The organism is Pseudomonas sp. P9_35 (genome assembly GCF_034008205.1).
GTDB classification, from domain to species: domain Bacteria; phylum Pseudomonadota; class Gammaproteobacteria; order Pseudomonadales; family Pseudomonadaceae; genus Aquipseudomonas; species Aquipseudomonas kilonensis.
Window position 1 is genome coordinate 5,582,455 of the sequence record NZ_CP125373.1, and the last position, 16,049, is coordinate 5,598,503.

The following is a 16,049-nucleotide window of genomic DNA, read 5'->3' on the forward strand; positions in this document are numbered from 1 at the left end:
ATTAGGTACGCTCCGTCTTGCTCAGCCACATATCGCGCATGGAGCCGTCTTTGATCTGCATCGGGTAGACGTGCTCGCTGGTGTCGACCGCAATATCGATCACCACCAGGCGATCCTTCATGGCGAACGCTTCCTCCATCTTCGACTTCAAATCCTTCGATTCGGTGATGCGCACGCCAACGTGACCGTAGGCCTCTGCCAGCTTGACGAAATCAGGCAACGATTCCATGTACGAGTGCGAGTGACGGCTGCCGTAGCTCATATCCTGCCACTGGCGAACCATCCCCAACACGCCGTTGTTCAGGATCACGATCTTTACCGGCAAACCGTATTGCAGGCAGGTGGACAGTTCCTGGATGTTCATCTGGATGCTGCCTTCGCCCGTGACGCAGGCGACATCAGCCTCTGGGAAGCTCAACTTGATGCCCATGGCCGCCGGGAAACCGAAGCCCATGGTGCCCAGGCCGCCGGAGTTGATCCAGCGATTGGGTTTGTCGAACTTGTAGTACTGCGCAGCGAACATCTGGTGCTGGCCCACGTCGGAGGTCACAAAGGCATCGCCCTTGGTCACTTCGCACAGGGTTTCGATCACGGTCTGCGGCTTGATCACACTGCCGTCACCCTTGTCATAAGGGAACAGGCCACGATCGCCGCGCCATTCATCAACCTGCTTCCACCAGCTGGCCACGGACTCCTTGTTTGGAACCTCGCCGATTTCCTTGAGGATGGCGACCATTTCGGTCAGCACGCTCTCTACAGGACCGACAATCGGCACGTCTGCCTTGATGGTCTTGGAGATGGACGCTGGGTCGATATCGATGTGGATGATCTTGGCGTTCGGGCAGAATTTCGCCGGACCATTGATGACGCGGTCGTCGAAACGTGCGCCGACCGCCAGGATGACATCGGCGTGGTGCATCGCCAGGTTGGCGGTGTAGCTGCCGTGCATGCCGAGCATACCGATGAACTGACGGTCGGTGCCAGGGAACGCACCCAGGCCCATCAGCGTATTGGTGACCGGCAGGTTAAGCATTTTCGCCAGTTCGGTCAGCGGCGCGGAGCCACCGCCGAGGATCACGCCACCACCGGAGTACAGCACCGGGCGCTTGGCCGCCAGGAGCATTTCGGCTGCCTTGCGGATTTGCCCGGAGTGGCCGCGTACGGCCGGGCTGTAGGAACGCAGCTTGGCTTTTTTCGGGAAGATGTATTCGAACTTCTCGGCCGGGTTGGTCATGTCCTTCGGAATATCGACCACGACCGGGCCCGGACGACCGGATTCAGCCAGGTAGAAGGCCTTCTTCATGACTTCCGGGATCTCCGACGCATGCTTGATCATGAAGCTGTGCTTCACGATTGGCCGGGAGATACCGATCATGTCGGTTTCCTGGAATGCATCGGTCCCCACCAGGGTGCTGGGCACCTGGCCGGAAATGATCACCATCGGGATGGAGTCCATGTACGCGGTGGCGATACCGGTGATGGCGTTCGTGGCGCCTGGACCGGAAGTCACCAGTACCACGCCGGCCTTGCCGGTGGCACGGGCATAGCCGTCAGCCATATGCGTGGCCGCCTGCTCGTGACGAACCAGGATGTGGGTCACTTCCGGTTCTTTGAACAGGGCATCATAGACATGAAGAAGAGCACCACCGGGGTACCCGTAGATATATTTGACGCCTTCGTCACGCAAAAAGCGGACGAGCATCTCACCGCCAGATAAAAGCTCCACGTTGTTCACCTCTAAAACGCCAGAATACCGACCCACAAAAAAGGGGACGGGTCTTAATAGGTTTACTTCTCGGCAGAGCATGAGCGACGGTGGTCGCCGACTACGTCAGCACTGACTGAGCAAGTATTGGGATCGTCCCAAGTGTTGCGGGCCTTTCCCACCCAGCGCGAGGTAACGCGTTGCGGGTGTAACAGGTCGGCGCGGATGTGCGCCTCATGATCTGCTGAGTGGGTCTGCTTCTGGCAGTCCCTCTACAGCGGACTTTGGATTCTTCTGTTTCGCCTCCTTCAAGTCAAGTCGTCTATGTGCTTTATTCGAAGTAAGCGCATGAGAACGCAAGAAAAAACCTTTAAACGGCAACTGTGTTAGCTTCAATTGCGCAACCCATGACAAGGAAACAGCATGCGAATGATTTTCTTGACGGCCAGCCTGCTGGTTGGCCTGAGCCCGATGTGCATGGCCGGTCAGGTCTACAAATGGGTGGACGCCCAGGGCGTTACCCACTTCGGCGCCCAGCCGCCCGAAGGCACGGAGGCCACGACCGTGATCAAGTCCGCCCCGCCGCCCGCCAAACCGGCGGCACCGCCGTCTGGCGGAGTCATTGGCGACCAAAAGGCCATCGACCAACAGGTCAAGAAACAGATTGCCGAGCAGGAAGCCCAACTCAAGGCGTTCTGCGAACAGGCCCGGACCAACCTGGCGCAATTGCAGAACAATCCCAGGGTGCGGGAAGACGTGGAGGGGGAAATGCGCCGCCTCACCGATGAGGAGCGGCGCCTGCGGATCGACGAGACCCGCAAGCAAATCGAGGAGAACTGTCAGTAACGCCGGTCAGCCGGCGTTGCTGATCAACTGATCGAACTGCGCCAGCAGCCGCTGCAACTCGATGCCCTGCCCTGGCCGCTGGGCATAGACCATCTCGGCCATGGCAAGGATGCCCGAGGCGTTGGGCAGCGGCAGGTCGTTTTCCAGGATGGCTTTCATCCTGGGCAGGAAAATCCATTGCAGCCATTGCTCGAAGTCCAGGGTGTCGACCGCGAACGGCTCGACACTGGCCAGCGCCTGCGTCGAAGGAGACACATCGCTCCACCAGCCCTGGACCCGCAGTTCCCGCTCGATCAACAGCAACTGATCGGCGATCTGAGGAAAACGCGTATCCATCAGAGCGAAACCTTGGCCTTCTGACGGGCCAATGCCGCGCCAGCGGAATCGCCCTGTTTCTCACGGGCCTGGGCGATCAATCCCCACAGGCTGGCCTGAAGCGCCGGACGACCACTGGAGAATGTCAGGCCACGACGGGCCAGCTGTTCGGCTTGCGGCGCATCGCCTTGGGCCATGCGCACCTGGGCCAGGCGATAAAGCACCTGAGGTTCGCGCGGCGCGACACGTTGGGCACGCTCCAGGCTGGAAGACGCACCGTTGAGGTCACCGCCGGCCTGTTGTTGTTGCGCGGTGGTCAGCAGGGCCAGCACCGGGCCGTCGAGCTGTTCATCGGCGGACAGGCCACCGGCGCCTGCCGACGGGATGCTGCTCGGCGTCGAAGGCATGCTGTAGCTGCCCTGATCGATCGGCGAGGTTTCGATTGGCCCGGGGGTGATCGGGCCCGGCGTGATCGGTGTGCTGCTGATCGGCGCCGAGGTCGTCGCGCCGCCACCTGGCACCATCACGACAACACCGGTGTCGCCCTGCGGGATTGCCTGGACCTGACCCTGCGCCGGCCGCTTCACCGTCGTCTGACGGAAACCGCCGTTGGCAGAAACCCGCTCACTGTTGGAAACAGCGGTGCCGGAGTCAACGACCGGAATCGAACCACGTTGTACGGTAGAGCAACCACTGAGCAAAGCCACGGCCGTTACCGCTGGAATCAACCACTTGTTCACTTGAAACCCTCTTTGCTTAATTCATCCAGTCCTTGACCCAATCCATCACCGATTCGGCGGGATTCGTGCCGCCACAGGCAGCACCGGGTGGCGGTTCGCTACCGCGAATATACGGCATCTGCACAGCGCCCGGGCAATTGGCATCGGAGCCTTGCCCCGTGCGCGAATCGACCCACGCCTGGACGATGTTGTCCGGTTGCGGCATGTCCAGCGGCAACGGGTCGGCCTTGCGCATGAAACTGGTCCAGACCTGCAGCGCACCGGTGGCACCGGTGAACGGGGTCTTGCCGTTGTCATCACGTCCGAGCCAGACCACTGCCAGCAGGTCCTGGCTGAAACCGGCAAACCAGCTGTCGCGCGAGTCGTTACTGGTGCCGGTCTTACCCGCCAGGGTCAGGGTCCGAGGCAGCACGTTATAGACCGAACTGCCGGTGCCTTCACGCATGACTCGCTGCATCGCGCTCTGGATCAGGTAAATGGAGGCTGGATCGAAACGCTGCTGGATCTGGAATGGATAACGCTTGAGCGGCTCGCCATCGGCGGTCAGCACGCTGCGGATCCCGCGCATCGGCGTATTGAAACCGCCGTTGGCCAGCGTCTGGTACATGGCCGCCACTTCGATCGGCGTAAGGCCACCGGCGCCCAACAACATCGATGGGAACGCCGGGAGTTCGCGACTCACCCCCAGGCGCGCCAAGGTCTTGAGTACGTTCGGGACGCCGACTTCAAGCCCGAGGCGAGCCGTCGACAGGTTGTAGGAATGCGCCAGCCCCTGGTACAGGAACACCGTGCCATGGGAGCGTCGATCATAGTTCTGCGGTTTCCAGACCTGGCCATCGGCACCCTTGACGGAGAACGTCTCGTCCGACAACCAACTGGTCAGCGTGTATTGGCTCGGCTTTTCCAGGGCGGTGAGGTAAACCGCCGGCTTGATCAGCGAGCCAATCGGGCGCACCGCATCCAGCGCCCGGTTGAAACCGGCGAAACTGGCCTGCCGGCTGCCGATCATGGCCTGGACTTCGCCGGTTTCCGGGTTGGTCACCACCATGGCCGCTTCGACTTCGTCGGCGCCCTTGCGCCCACCCAGTCGCTTGAAGGTGTCCTCGACCGAGGCTTCGGCCTTCATCTGCAGGATCGGGTCGAAACTGGTGAAGATGCGCAGGCCTTCTTCGGTCAAGTCTTCGTCGCGGTAGTCTTCCCGCAGCTGACGCTTGACCAGGTCCATGAAGCCGGGGAACGAACTGTCTGCCAGGCTGCCACGCTTGGTCACGCCCAACGGCATCTTTTTCGCCGCCTCGACTTGCTCGGCCGTCGCCACACCCTGTTGTTGCAGCAGGTCGAGCACCAGGTTGCGCCGTTCGAGGGCGCGTTCCGGATTACGACGCGGGTTATAGGAAGACGGTCCCTTGACCATGCCCACCAACAACGCCACCTGATGCAACTTGAGCTCGGACAGCGGTTGGCTGAAGAAGAACTGGCTGGCGAGGCCGAAACCGTGCACCGCCCGCTGACCGTCCTGGCCGATAAATACCTCGTTGAGGTACGCCTCCAGGATCTCCGGCTTGTCGTAGTGCAGCTCCAGCAACAACGCCATCATGGCTTCGGTGAGCTTGCGGGTCAGGCTGCGTTCGTTGGTCAGGTAGAAGTTCTTGACCAACTGTTGGGTCAGCGTACTGCCGCCCTGGCGCATGTGGCCCGAGGAGGTATTGACCCAGATGGCCCGGGCAATCGACTTGGGCGAGACGCCGAAGTGATGGTAGAAGTCGCGATCTTCGACGGCGATCAGCGTATCGAGCAGGAACGGCGGCACCTGGTCGATCTTGATCAGGATCCGGTCTTCGAGGTTCTTGGGGTACAGGCCACCAATGAGCAGCGGCTCAAGGCGCACCACCGACAGGCTTGCGTTGTTGGCGCCGGTCAGCGCAGCGACATAATCGCCGGAAAAGCGCACCCGCACCGGTTGCGCCTGCTCCATGCCCTCATAGAACTGGAAGCCACGGGTATTGAGGTCGATGGTATTGCCATTGACCGAGGCCGCACCCGGGCCATTGGCCACGCTTTCACGGCGATAACCCAAGGCATCGAGCTCGGTCAGGAAATCATCCTTACTCAGCTTCTGTCCGACGAACAGCTCCAACGGCCGGGCATAGACCTTGGCCGGAATGGTCCAGCGCTTGCCGGAGAACTTCTCCTGGACCACGGCATCGAGATAGACCGCAAAACCGGCGAGCACGACGAGGCCCACCAGGCTGAGTTTAAGGGCCCAGCCCAGCCAGGGCCGCAGGCGGCTGGCGGGTGGTTTCTTGGGGGTACGGGGGGATCGGGTACGAGTCATGGCGGCGGATTATACGCACTTTGCCTCGGTTCAACATGAGCCCTCCACGCGGTTTGCGTTAGCGCGGCTTGCGGCCATAATGACGGCCTTGAATTTTTCCAGTCTATGAAGGACCGCCCGTGAGCCAATCCCTGATCGCTGCCCTGCAAAACCCGGCCCTCTACCCGCATCCCGTCGAAGGGTTCCAGGTCATCGAGACCCACATTTCCTGGGTATTGCTCACTGGGCCGTACGCCTACAAATTCAAAAAACCGGTCAACTTCGGCTTCCTCGACTTCACCAGCCTCGAGGCGCGAAAGCACTTCTGTGGTGAGGAGTTGCGCCTCAACCAACGCCTGACCCAGGACCTGTACCTGGACGTCCTGCCGATTACCGGCAGCGCCGAAGCGCCACAGCTGGGTGGCGACGGCCCGGCCATCGAGTACGCCCTGAAGATGCGTCAGTTCCCGCAGAGCGAACTGCTCAGCACGTTGCAAGCCAACGGCGAACTGACCACCGCGCACATCGACGAGATGGCCGCGCAGATCGCCCAGTTCCACCTCTCCACGCCCAAGGTACCAGCTGACAACGACGCTGGTACCCCGCAAAGCGTGATGGCACCCGTGCTGCAGAACTTCGAACAGATCCGCCCGTTCCTCAGCGACAAGGCCGACCTGTTGCAACTCGAAGCCCTGCAAGCCTGGGCCGAAAGCAGTTTCGAACGCCTCAAGCCGCTGTTCACCCAACGCAAGGCCGAAGGTTTCATCCGCGAATGCCACGGTGATATCCACCTGGGCAACGCCACCGTGATCGACGGCAAGGTGGTGATTTTCGATTGCATCGAGTTCAACGAACCGTTCCGTTTCACCGACGTCTACGCCGACACTGCGTTCCTGGCGATGGACCTGGAAGACCGCGGCCTGAAATCGCTGGCACGGCGCTTCGTCAGCCAGTACCTGGAACTGACCGGTGACTACCAGGGCCTGGAGCTGCTGAACTTCTATAAAGCCTACCGCGCCCTCGTCCGGGCCAAAGTCGCGCTGTTCAGCATGCCGGCCGAAGCCGATCCGGTACAGCGCGCCACCACCCTGCGCCAATATCGTAACTACGCCAACCTGGCCGAAAGCTACAGCACCATTCCTTCGCCTTTCCTGGCCATCACCCACGGTGTTTCGGCTGTCGGCAAAAGCCATGTCGCAATGCGCCTGGTCGAGGCACTGGGTGCCATTCGCCTGCGTTCGGACGTGGAGCGCAAGCGCCTGTTCGGCCAGCAACAGGTCCCCAACGATCCACAGGCCGGCATCTATAGCAGCGACGCCAGCAGCGCCACCTACGCCCGCCTGCATGAAATCGCCGCGGCGATCCTGCGCGCCGGCTTCCCGGTCGTGATCGATGCCACCTACCTCAAGCACGATCAGCGCGACGCCGCGGCAAAAGTCGCCGAGGCCACCGGCGCTCCGTTCCTGATCCTCGACTGCGATGCGCCGCAAGCGGTCATCGAAAGCCGCCTGGCACAACGTCAGGCCGACCAGAAAGACCCCTCCGATGCGAATCTGGCGGTCATTGCCGCACAACAATCCAGCCGCGAAGCCCTGACCCCGGCGGAAATTCTCTGCAGCAAACGGGTCCAAACCAACGAAAGCGGCACACTCGACATCGTGGTCGCGCAGATCCGTCAGCGCCTGCCAAGCCTGTAACTATTTCGGCCGTGAAGCGATGCCCGGCTTCACGGCCGCCAAATAGTGGCACTATACTGGCGTCATAAAACCAACAGGTGATATGAAATGAGTCTCCCCAAGCTTCTCACTACCCCGCTTTATGCCCTGCTGCGCAAAGACGATATCGCCGGATTCAACAGCGAACGCCCACAAGGTCCGGTCGACATGCGCGGCGGCGATTTTCGAGGCCTTGATCTGCGGGAACTGAACGCGGACGACGTTGATTTCAGCGACGCCTACTTCCGCTCCGCCGATCTGCGTGGCATCGATTTTCGCAAATCGTCACTGGAAGGCGCGAGCCTGGCCCACGCGCAAATCTCCGGTGCCTACTTCCCGCCGGAGCTGTCTGCGGACGAGATCCTGATGTCGATGAACTTCGGCACCCGGTTGCGCTACCGCACTCGCTGAACCTGTTTGAAGCGGGTCGGCCAGCGAGCGGACCTGCCACAGACTGAAACGGATCTCCAGCGCCCCCGCTTGCGCTGGAGCATGTAGTTTGCAGCCTTTTCCCACCCCATCGTGCGTAATGCCTTAGAAGCTTTTGCGTCGAATCCGACCAAACAATCACGCTTTTCCTACTGACCGCTACACTGCTCAGAAGCTTGCCCACTGCACCAATCGGCCATCGCAAGGAGGCTCGATGAATGATGAACTGCAACACCTGAAGAATCTGGGCAAGACATCAGCCCAGTGGCTGCACGCCGTGGGCATTCACAGTGCCTCGGATCTACGCCGGCTTGGCGCGGTGGACGCCTATCGCGCCGTGCGCACTCGGGGCTTCCGGGCCTCCAAGGTGTTGCTGTACGCCATCGAGGGCGCGTTGATGGATGTGCATTGGAATGACATCCCCGCCGAGCGCAAAGAAGCCCTGAATAAACAGCTGGACGCCATTTCAACGCGCCATAAGCCCTGACGCCCCTTTCGTTTCCAGCGCGAACCCTGGCCGCGAGGTTATTTCGGCGAATCGCAAAACAATGTTTGACATGGTAATGAGAATCGCTATGATTACCACATCCGGTCGCGAGACTGGTCGATATTTGAACAGCCCTTGGTTCGGACTCTCAGATATCTCCTCATCAGGCTAATCACGGTTATTTGACCCGGCTTTTGCCGGGTCTTTTTTTGCCTGTAGAAAATCACTTCCCGGCGTGTTCGCGCATCTGCGCACAATAATCCTGTGGCGGCATGGCCGGCGTGTACCACACGTAATCCGCCATGGCCGACGTCACCTCGCTGCCCTCCTCGGCCAGCATCAGGACGACCGGTGCCTCGCTCGCGCCAAGATCCAGCGCATGCAGCGGCACGCCGACATCCTTTCGCGCATGCCAGGCACCGGCGAACAGCAGTGCCGGTGTCGGCGCTTGCAGCAGGCGTTCGGTCATGCGTCGGTCACGCTGCTGCTGCACGGCCAGCATCGCCGGCATCTGCGACTCAGGCAGCAAACCGCAGTGGGATTCACGGATTTGCCCCAACAACGCGTCCTTCACAGTGGCTGCATTGGAGCGAGTGCCCATCAAGCTGGGGGCTTGTCGATAGAAACGCTGGATCTCGGCGGTGTCCAGATTGGCGGCCAGCAACGGATAGCGTTGCGCCAGGGCAAACTCGACGACGGGGCCATACAGGCTCCAATCCCAGCCGGGCGACCAGTCCAGTGCGCCGGGCAGGTCTTTCGGCAAGGCGGGTAACTGGCGGACCGAATCAACGCGTGGCTGCTGGGCGGGGGTGAGCATTTCCAGCAACAGGCTGCCCTGGGCCCGCTGCCCGGCCAGGGCCTGGAGCAGCCAGGCCTGCAGTGCGTGGTGATCGCGATTGTCGTGCCGCTCCCCCACCACCACCCGAGGCGCCGTTGCCAAGCGTTCGACCAATGCCTGGGGTGTCACGGCCTGGCCATTGTGCAAATCACGGATTCGTCCGCCGAGTGGGGGCAGTGCGATGCTCTGACACGCCGTCAGTACACTCAATGCCAGAATCAGGAGCAGGCGCACGGCCATATCCTCCAGGGCGCCCTCAGCGGGCAATGATCAATGGATGCCCGCGCTCCGGATGGTCTTGCACCAGCACGTCCAGGCCAAACACCGCCTTGAGCGGTTCCGGGCGCAGGACGTGCCGGGGCGTGTCCAGGGCCACCGGCCGACCGGACGCGAGCAGTAACAGGCGATCACAGTAACGCGCCGCCAGGTTCAGGTCATGCAGGATCACCAACACGGCAGCGCCGCGACTGGCGAACTCACGCACCGCCTGGAGGATGGTGTGCTGGTGCAGCGGATCAAGCATCGAGGTCGGCTCGTCCAGCAACAGGGTTTGCCCCGCTTCACCCGGCCACAACTGCGCCAACACCCGCGCCAGGTGCACCCGCTGACGTTCGCCGCCGGACAACGCCAGGTAACTGCGACCGTGCAGATGCGCAGCGTCTGCCGCTTGCAGCGCCAAGGCGACGATTTGCTCGTCGCGCACTCGACCACTCTGGTGCGGCAGGCGCCCCATGCCGACGACCTCCTCGACACGGAAGGCGAAATCCAGGGTCGAGGACTGCGGCAAGACCGCCAGGCGCCGGGCGCGCTCGGCACCCTGCCACTGGGCGAGTGGCCGATCATCGAGCCAGACCTGCCCCTGGGCCGGGCGCAATTCGCCGCACAGGCCCGCCAGCAAAGTACTTTTACCTGCGCCGTTGGGCCCAAGCACTCCGAGTACTTCGCCAGGGTTGAGCGCGAGATCGACGTCCGCCAGCACCGTCTTGCGGCCACGTTGAATGTGCAGGTTCTGCGCTCGCAGCATCAGGCGCGCCCTCGCACCAATAGATAAAGGAAGAACGGCGCGCCGATGAAGGCCGTGACGATGCCGATTGGCAATTCCGCAGGGGCCAGTGCCAGGCGCGCCACCAGATCGGCGAACAACAGCAGGCTTGCGCCCGCCAACACCGAAGCAGGCAGCAACACCCGGTGGTCGGGGCCGGCCACCAGCCGCACCAGATGCGGCACTACCAGCCCGACGAAGCCGATCATGCCCGCAGCCGCCACCGCCGCGCCAACCCCCAAGGCCGTACAAAACACCAGTTCACGCTTGAGGCTTTCGACGTTAACGCCCAGGTGGGCAGCCTCGGACTCCCCCAGCAACAGCGCATTGAGCTCCCGGGCCCGGCGTGGCAGCCAGAGCGCCACGCCGGTGCTGACCAGCAACAGCGGCCACAACCGCGCATAGCTCGCGCCGTTGAGACTGCCCAGGTTCCAGAACGTCAGGGTGCGCAGGGTCGCGTCATCCGCCAGGTAGGTGAACAGACCGACGGCCGAACCGGACAGTGCGGTCAGGGCAATACCGGCCAGGAGCATGGTTGCGACATGGGTCTGGCCGTTGCGTCGTCCGAGACGATAGACCAGCGCCGTAACGCCGAGCCCGCCAAGGAATGCACACAACGAAAGCACGTAGGGGCCAAAGGCTTCGGGCCACCCACCCAGCGCCGAGCCACCGACAATGGCGAACGCGGCGCCCAGCGCCGCACCGCTGGACACGCCCACCAGCCCCGGGTCCGCCAGTGGGTTGCGAAACAGTCCCTGCATCGCCACACCGGACAACGCCAACACTCCGCCCACCGCCAACCCCAGCAAGGTGCGCGGCAAACGGATCTGGCCGAGGATCAGTTCGGCCTGCTCCAGGCCGTCGACGGCCACCGGCAAGCCCAACAGGCGCAAGGCGGCGCGCAAGGTGTCGAGCAGCGGCAAGCTCACCGGCCCCAGGGCCAGGGACAGCCAGGTTGCCAGCAGACACAGCAGGCCCAGGCCGATGAACAAGGTGCGTGGTTTGATCAACGAGGTCATGGCGCCGTGGCCGACGCAACCGGATAGAAGCCTGCTGTCAGTGTCACCAGGCTTTGTGGCAACCGCGGGCCCAATCCGCCTACCAACAGCGTCGACTCGCCCCCCAGCGCACCGACCCACTCCGACACGGCGCCGCCGGCACTGACCCAGCGCTGCGGCAATTGGGCCGCGCTGGCCCCCTGGTTGAGCAACAGTGCGACACAGAGCGCAACAACGCGGATGTTCAGGCGCATCGGGCAGCTTTCCTCAAAGAAGTTTTTCACAGGACCGGGCATGGCCAAGTATCCTCAGCCACCTGTGAAGAAGGCGCCATTTGATAATTGTGTTTATTTGACCGTCAAGCGTGAACCTTTTGCCACACGAAACCTTGTGGGAGCGAGCTTGCTCGCGATAGCGGCGTGTCAGTCACGGAGATGTTGAATGTGTCGCCGTCATCGCGAGCAAGCTCGCTCCCACAGTTTTTTACCAAGGACACACATGAAGTTTCTCTGTACCGCCGCCCAATTGCCCGACAACGGCAGTCGCGGTTTCGACCTCGATGGGCGCAAAGTACTGGCCGTGCGACGCGCCGGCCAGGTGTATGCCTATCTCAACCGCTGCCCGCACCGGGGCGTGCCGCTGGAATGGCAACCCGACCAGTTCCTCGACGCCAGCGCCAGCCTGATCCAATGCGCCACCCACGGCGCGCTGTTTTTGATCGAGAGCGGCGAATGCGTGGCGGGCCCCTGCGCCGGTCAGTTCCTGGCAGCCCTAGACAGCCGGGAGGACGAGCAAGGCATCTGGATCAAGTTGTAGCGGTTCGAGCAATACCGGCAACGCACGGTCCACCCACATCTGCTCGGGCGTCAGCGTGACCCCGTAGGCCAGCACCTCCACACCCGCCGCCACCGCATCACGCAGGGCAGCGGCGTACACCGGATCGATTTCCTCTGCCGGGCGCACCGCTTCGATGCCGCTCAGGTTCACACAATACAGCTGTACCGCCCGCACACCTTCCCGAGCCAGGCAAGCGAGTTCCCTCAGATGCTTGGCCCCGCGCAGGGTCACCGCATCGGGAAACGCCGCCACATTCGTGCCATCGAACCCCAGCGTGACACTTTTGACTTCGACCCAGGCCGAGCCTCGGTCGTAGTCCAGGCGAAAATCGATACGGCTGTTTTCCACCCCATAAGCCACTTCACGCTTGAGCCCGGTAAACCCGTTCAGTTCACTGATGACCCCGGCGCGCAAGGCTTCTTCGATCAACGCATTGGCCCGCGCGGTATTGATGCAGGCGAGCCGCCCTTGAGGGGTCTCGCCGATTTCCCAGGTGCCGGGCAACTTGCGCTTGGGGTCGCTGGAGCGACTGAACCAGACACGCGCACCTTCAGCCATGCAATTGAGCATCGAGCCAGTGTTAGGGCAGTGAATAGTGAGCAGTTCGCCATGAACGGTCTCGATATCGGCGAGAAAACGCTTGTAACGTCGAATCAAGCGACCTTCTTCCAACGCAGGGGAAAAATGCATCAGCCTTGCCAGCTCCGTAGTCCGCGTTCGATTCGTGCCACCGCTTCCTGTAGCCGCGGCAGGCTCTGGGTGTAGGCGAAGCGCACGTGGTGACCGGCCTGATGGCGACCGAAATCCAGGCCCGGCGTGAAGGCCACGTGTTCGGTTTCCAGGAAGTGCTGGCAAAACGCAAAGGCATCGCCGCCGAACGCGCTGATATCGGCATAGAGGTAAAATGCCCCTTCCGGCTCCACCGCAATACCGAAGCCCAACTCACGCAGTGCCGGCAGTAGAAAGTCACGGCGCCGTGCAAACTCGGCCCGCCGCTGCTCGAAGATCTCGATGGTCGCGGGCTCGAAACAGGCCAGGGCGGCGTACTGGGCCATGCTCGGCGCACTGATGTAGAGGTTTTGCGCGAGCTTTTCCAGCTCGCCGACAGCCGCCGAAGGGGCCACCAGCCAGCCAAGTCGCCAGCCGGTCATGCCGAAATACTTGGAGAAACTGTTAAGGACAAAGGCGTCGTCATCGACTTCCAGCACGCTGGCGGCGTCGGTGCCGTAGGTCAGGCCATGATAGATCTCGTCCACCACCAGATGGCCGTTATGGCCCTTGATGGCCTTGGACAGCCCCGCCAGCTCGTCCCGGGTGAGAATCGTCCCGGTCGGGTTGGCCGGTGAGGCCACCAACGCACCGACGCTGTCCTGGTCCCAATGGCGGTTCACCAGGTCTGGCGTCAATTGGTAACGCACCTCGGGCCCCACCGGCACCAATTGCGCCGTCCCTTCGACCAGGCGCAGGAAATGCCGGTTGCACGGATAACCGGGGTCGGCCAGCAGCCAGTGCTTGCCGGGGTCCACCAGCAAGGCGCTGGCCAGCAACAGCGCGCCAGACCCGCCCGGGGTCACGAGGATGCGCCGTGGGTCAATCTCCACCCCATAACGCTGGCCGTAGAAACCGGCGATGGCCTCGCGCAGTTCTGGAATGCCACGGGCCGCGGTGTAACGGGTCTTGCCAGCCGCCAGCGCGGCCTGGCCGGCCTGGATGATTGGCTCGGCGGTGGTGAAGTCCGGTTCACCGATCTCCAAGTGGATGACGTCATGCCCGGCGGCCTGCAGTTCGTTGGCACGGGCCAGCAACGCCATCACATGGAAAGGTTCGATGGCGCGGCTGCGCGCACTGTAGGGCTGAGCCATTGGCCTTCCTTCAGGGGGAAAAAGGACTGATTCTACCCAAGTCCGGAACAACTGAGGGAACGAGCGCGAACCCAAAGCGGTCTGAGCCCTCGGATTGCAGGAAATGACTCCCGCGATTGGCCCAGGCTTGACTAGAATCAAGCATTGAGCAGGTTTAAATCCCCACCGAAGCGAACCCGGTCACGTTTTACAAGCCCCGGCCGCCGCAGGCTCGACAACCGGGAGTAGCGCGGCCCGATTTGATCTGGTAAGTTCGCCCGCTTGCAGCCGCAGGGCCGGCAGGTGTCGGTGATGGAGCAATCCTGCGTAGTGGATTACAAGAGTAGAGGCGGTCCATTCATGCCCACCCAAGCAAAGCAAAATCAAAATCAGTCGCTCAGCGGGTTTGAGCCTTACGTCCCGCAAGCTGGCGAAGAGTACATGGGTGCCCCCATGCGCGCGCACTTCACCAAGATCCTGAACAAGTGGAAACAGGACTTGATGCAGGAAGTCGACCGCACCGTGGATCACATGAAAGACGAAGCGGCCAACTTCCCCGACCCGGCCGACCGTGCCAGTCAGGAAGAAGAGTTCAGCCTCGAGCTGCGCGCCCGTGATCGCGAGCGCAAGCTCATCAAGAAAATCGACAAGACCCTGCAACTGATCGAAGACGAAGAATACGGTTGGTGCGAGTCCTGCGGCGTCGAGATCGGCGTCAAGCGACTCGAAGCCCGTCCGACCGCCGACATGTGTGTCGACTGCAAGACCCTGGCGGAAATCAAGGAAAAACAGGTCGGCAAATAATCGCCGGGGCTGTCACCGAAACGGAGCGTTCATACGCTCCGTTTTTTGTTTCCGATGCTTTCAATATCCCTGTGGGAGCGAGCTTGCTCGCGATAGCAGCGGGTCAGCCCGCATTGATGTGACAGGTACACCGCTATCGCGAGCAAGCTCGCTCCCACAGGGGATATGCTTCGGCATCAAGATTTGTATTCCTACCGCCCGGACTCAGTAACATTCGCCCTATGACTGCCACCGCCCCCTACATCGGCCGCTTCGCCCCCACCCCCAGCGGCCACTTGCACTTCGGCTCACTGGTCGCCGCACTGGCGTCGTACCTGGATGCCCGCGCCGTGGGCGGGCGTTGGTTGCTGCGCATGGAAGACCTCGACCCGCCCCGGGAAGAACCGGGCGCACAAGCGGCGATACTCAAGGCACTGGAAAGCTACGGGTTCGAATGGGACGGCGAGATGGTTCGCCAGAGCGAGCGCCATGACGCCTACGATCAGGTCATCAACCGACTGTTCAGCCAAGGCCTGGCCTACGCCTGCACCTGTTCGCGCAAACAACTGGAAGCGTATCAGGGCATTTATCCGGGGCTGTGCCGCAATGCCGGGCACGGCACCGAGGACGCCGCCATCCGTCTGCGCGTCCCCGAGCTTGAGTACCACTTCACCGACCGGGTCCAGGGCGAGTTCCGCCAGCACCTGGGCCGTGAGGTCGGCGACTTCGTGATCCGCCGCCGCAACGGGCTCTACGCCTATCAACTGGCCGTGGTCCTGGACGATGCCTGGCAAGGCGTGACCGATATCGTGCGCGGCGCCGACCTGCTGGACTCCACGCCGCGCCAGCTCTACCTGCAAGAACTGCTCGGGTTGCCGCAACCGCGTTACCTGCACGTGCCGCTGATCACCCAGCCTGATGGGCACAAGCTCGGTAAATCCTACCGCTCACCGCCCCTGGCGGCCGATCAGGCCACGCCATTGCTGTTACGGGCGTTGCGCGCGCTGGGCCAGCAACCGGGCCTCGAACTGGTCGATGCCAGCCCACGCGAACTGCTGGCTTGGGGCATTCGCCACTGGGATGCAGGCAAGATCCCGCGCACACTGAGCCTGCCCGAAGCGCAAATACGTTGACGGCCCTTGCAGCTTGGCGCCCATCC

The 16,049-nt window shown here is 62.2% G+C and carries 16 protein-coding genes and 1 pseudogene; 7 read left to right on the forward strand and 10 right to left on the reverse strand.

Annotation, left to right across the window (positions count from 1 at the left end; translation table 11 throughout):
- Position 1 precedes the first annotated feature (1 nt).
- Positions 2-1,726, reverse strand: coding sequence for an acetolactate synthase 3 large subunit (locus QMK47_RS24795; RefSeq protein WP_253478285.1), 1,725 nt, complete (start codon positions 1,724-1,726; stop codon positions 2-4).
- Between the two features lie 402 nt (positions 1,727-2,128).
- On the opposite strand from QMK47_RS24795, the gene QMK47_RS24800 reads away from it, so the two are divergent.
- Positions 2,129-2,551, forward strand: a complete 423-nt coding sequence (locus QMK47_RS24800; protein ID WP_024618735.1) for a DUF4124 domain-containing protein — start codon at positions 2,129-2,131, stop codon at positions 2,549-2,551.
- 6 nt (positions 2,552-2,557) lie between these two features.
- Here QMK47_RS24800 and QMK47_RS24805 read toward each other — a convergent pair whose 3' ends face one another.
- From QMK47_RS24805 to mrcB, 3 genes are read right to left on the reverse strand one after another with little or no spacing between them, the layout of a single operon-like run.
- Positions 2,558-2,887 (reverse strand): YqcC family protein, encoded by a 330-nt coding sequence (locus QMK47_RS24805; RefSeq protein ID WP_253478288.1) that lies wholly within the window; start codon positions 2,885-2,887, stop codon positions 2,558-2,560.
- Positions 2,887-3,606, reverse strand: coding sequence for a tetratricopeptide repeat protein (locus tag QMK47_RS24810; RefSeq protein ID WP_214512632.1), 720 nt, complete (start codon positions 3,604-3,606; stop codon positions 2,887-2,889). Before QMK47_RS24810 ends, QMK47_RS24805 begins: the two co-directional genes overlap by 1 nt.
- Positions 3,607-3,622: 16 nt before the next feature.
- Positions 3,623-5,941: a penicillin-binding protein 1B gene (mrcB, locus tag QMK47_RS24815; protein WP_214512631.1), complete on the reverse strand. Its 2,319-nt coding sequence runs from the start codon at positions 5,939-5,941 to the stop codon at positions 3,623-3,625.
- 119 nt (positions 5,942-6,060) lie between these two features.
- Here mrcB and QMK47_RS24820 point away from each other — a divergent pair, with 119 nt between their 5' ends.
- The 3 genes from QMK47_RS24820 to QMK47_RS24830 all read left to right on the forward strand — a co-directional run bounded on the left by QMK47_RS24820 (position 6,061) and on the right by QMK47_RS24830 (position 8,551).
- Positions 6,061-7,617 (forward strand): AAA family ATPase, encoded by a 1,557-nt coding sequence (locus tag QMK47_RS24820; protein ID WP_253478291.1) that lies wholly within the window; start codon positions 6,061-6,063, stop codon positions 7,615-7,617.
- An 87-nt stretch (positions 7,618-7,704) separates the two neighbouring features.
- The gene (locus QMK47_RS24825) at positions 7,705-8,046 is read left to right on the forward strand and encodes a pentapeptide repeat-containing protein (RefSeq protein WP_072411725.1); all 342 of its coding nucleotides are present in this window, start codon (positions 7,705-7,707) and stop codon (positions 8,044-8,046) included.
- Between the two features lie 232 nt (positions 8,047-8,278).
- The gene (locus tag QMK47_RS24830; RefSeq protein WP_214512629.1) at positions 8,279-8,551 is read left to right on the forward strand and encodes a TfoX/Sxy family protein; all 273 of its coding nucleotides are present in this window, start codon (positions 8,279-8,281) and stop codon (positions 8,549-8,551) included.
- A gap of 223 nt (positions 8,552-8,774) precedes the next feature.
- Here QMK47_RS24830 and QMK47_RS24835 read toward each other — a convergent pair whose 3' ends face one another.
- The 4 genes and pseudogenes from QMK47_RS24835 to QMK47_RS24850 all read right to left on the reverse strand — a co-directional run.
- Positions 8,775-9,629: a ChaN family lipoprotein gene (locus tag QMK47_RS24835; protein WP_320389461.1), complete on the reverse strand. Its 855-nt coding sequence runs from the start codon at positions 9,627-9,629 to the stop codon at positions 8,775-8,777.
- A gap of 16 nt (positions 9,630-9,645) precedes the next feature.
- Positions 9,646-10,413: a heme ABC transporter ATP-binding protein gene (locus tag QMK47_RS24840; RefSeq protein ID WP_258689383.1), complete on the reverse strand. Its 768-nt coding sequence runs from the start codon at positions 10,411-10,413 to the stop codon at positions 9,646-9,648.
- Positions 10,413-11,396, reverse strand: a complete 984-nt coding sequence (locus QMK47_RS24845) for an iron ABC transporter permease (protein WP_320390552.1) — start codon at positions 11,394-11,396, stop codon at positions 10,413-10,415. Before QMK47_RS24845 ends, QMK47_RS24840 begins: the two co-directional genes overlap by 1 nt.
- Positions 11,397-11,473: 77 nt before the next feature.
- A pseudogene (locus QMK47_RS24850) lies at positions 11,474-11,683 on the reverse strand (hemin ABC transporter substrate-binding protein); the annotation flags it as partial.
- A gap of 244 nt (positions 11,684-11,927) precedes the next feature.
- Between QMK47_RS24850 and QMK47_RS24855 the strand changes: the two are divergent.
- Positions 11,928-12,245, forward strand: a complete 318-nt coding sequence (locus QMK47_RS24855; protein WP_253478302.1) for a Rieske (2Fe-2S) protein — start codon at positions 11,928-11,930, stop codon at positions 12,243-12,245.
- Here QMK47_RS24855 and sfsA read toward each other — a convergent pair.
- Both sfsA and QMK47_RS24865 read right to left on the reverse strand, forming a co-directional pair.
- The gene (gene sfsA / locus QMK47_RS24860) at positions 12,201-12,956 is read right to left on the reverse strand and encodes a DNA/RNA nuclease SfsA (RefSeq protein ID WP_214512625.1); all 756 of its coding nucleotides are present in this window, start codon (positions 12,954-12,956) and stop codon (positions 12,201-12,203) included. The two genes, QMK47_RS24855 and sfsA, sit on opposite strands and share 45 nt — an antisense overlap.
- Entirely contained in the window at positions 12,956-14,128 is a 1,173-nt protein-coding gene (locus tag QMK47_RS24865; protein WP_320389462.1) for a pyridoxal phosphate-dependent aminotransferase, read from the reverse strand. Before QMK47_RS24865 ends, sfsA begins: the two co-directional genes overlap by 1 nt.
- 339 nt (positions 14,129-14,467) lie before the next feature.
- Here QMK47_RS24865 and dksA point away from each other — a divergent pair, with 339 nt between their 5' ends.
- Together dksA and gluQRS are read left to right on the forward strand one after the other, a co-directional pair.
- On the forward strand, positions 14,468-14,911 hold the full coding sequence (gene dksA / locus QMK47_RS24870; protein WP_047229844.1) for an RNA polymerase-binding protein DksA: 444 nt from the start codon (positions 14,468-14,470) through the stop codon (positions 14,909-14,911).
- A gap of 221 nt (positions 14,912-15,132) precedes the next feature.
- Complete coding sequence (gluQRS, locus tag QMK47_RS24875; protein WP_320389463.1) at positions 15,133-16,023, forward strand: tRNA glutamyl-Q(34) synthetase GluQRS; 891 nt, start codon at positions 15,133-15,135, stop codon at positions 16,021-16,023.
- The last annotated feature ends 26 nt before the right edge of the window (positions 16,024-16,049 follow it).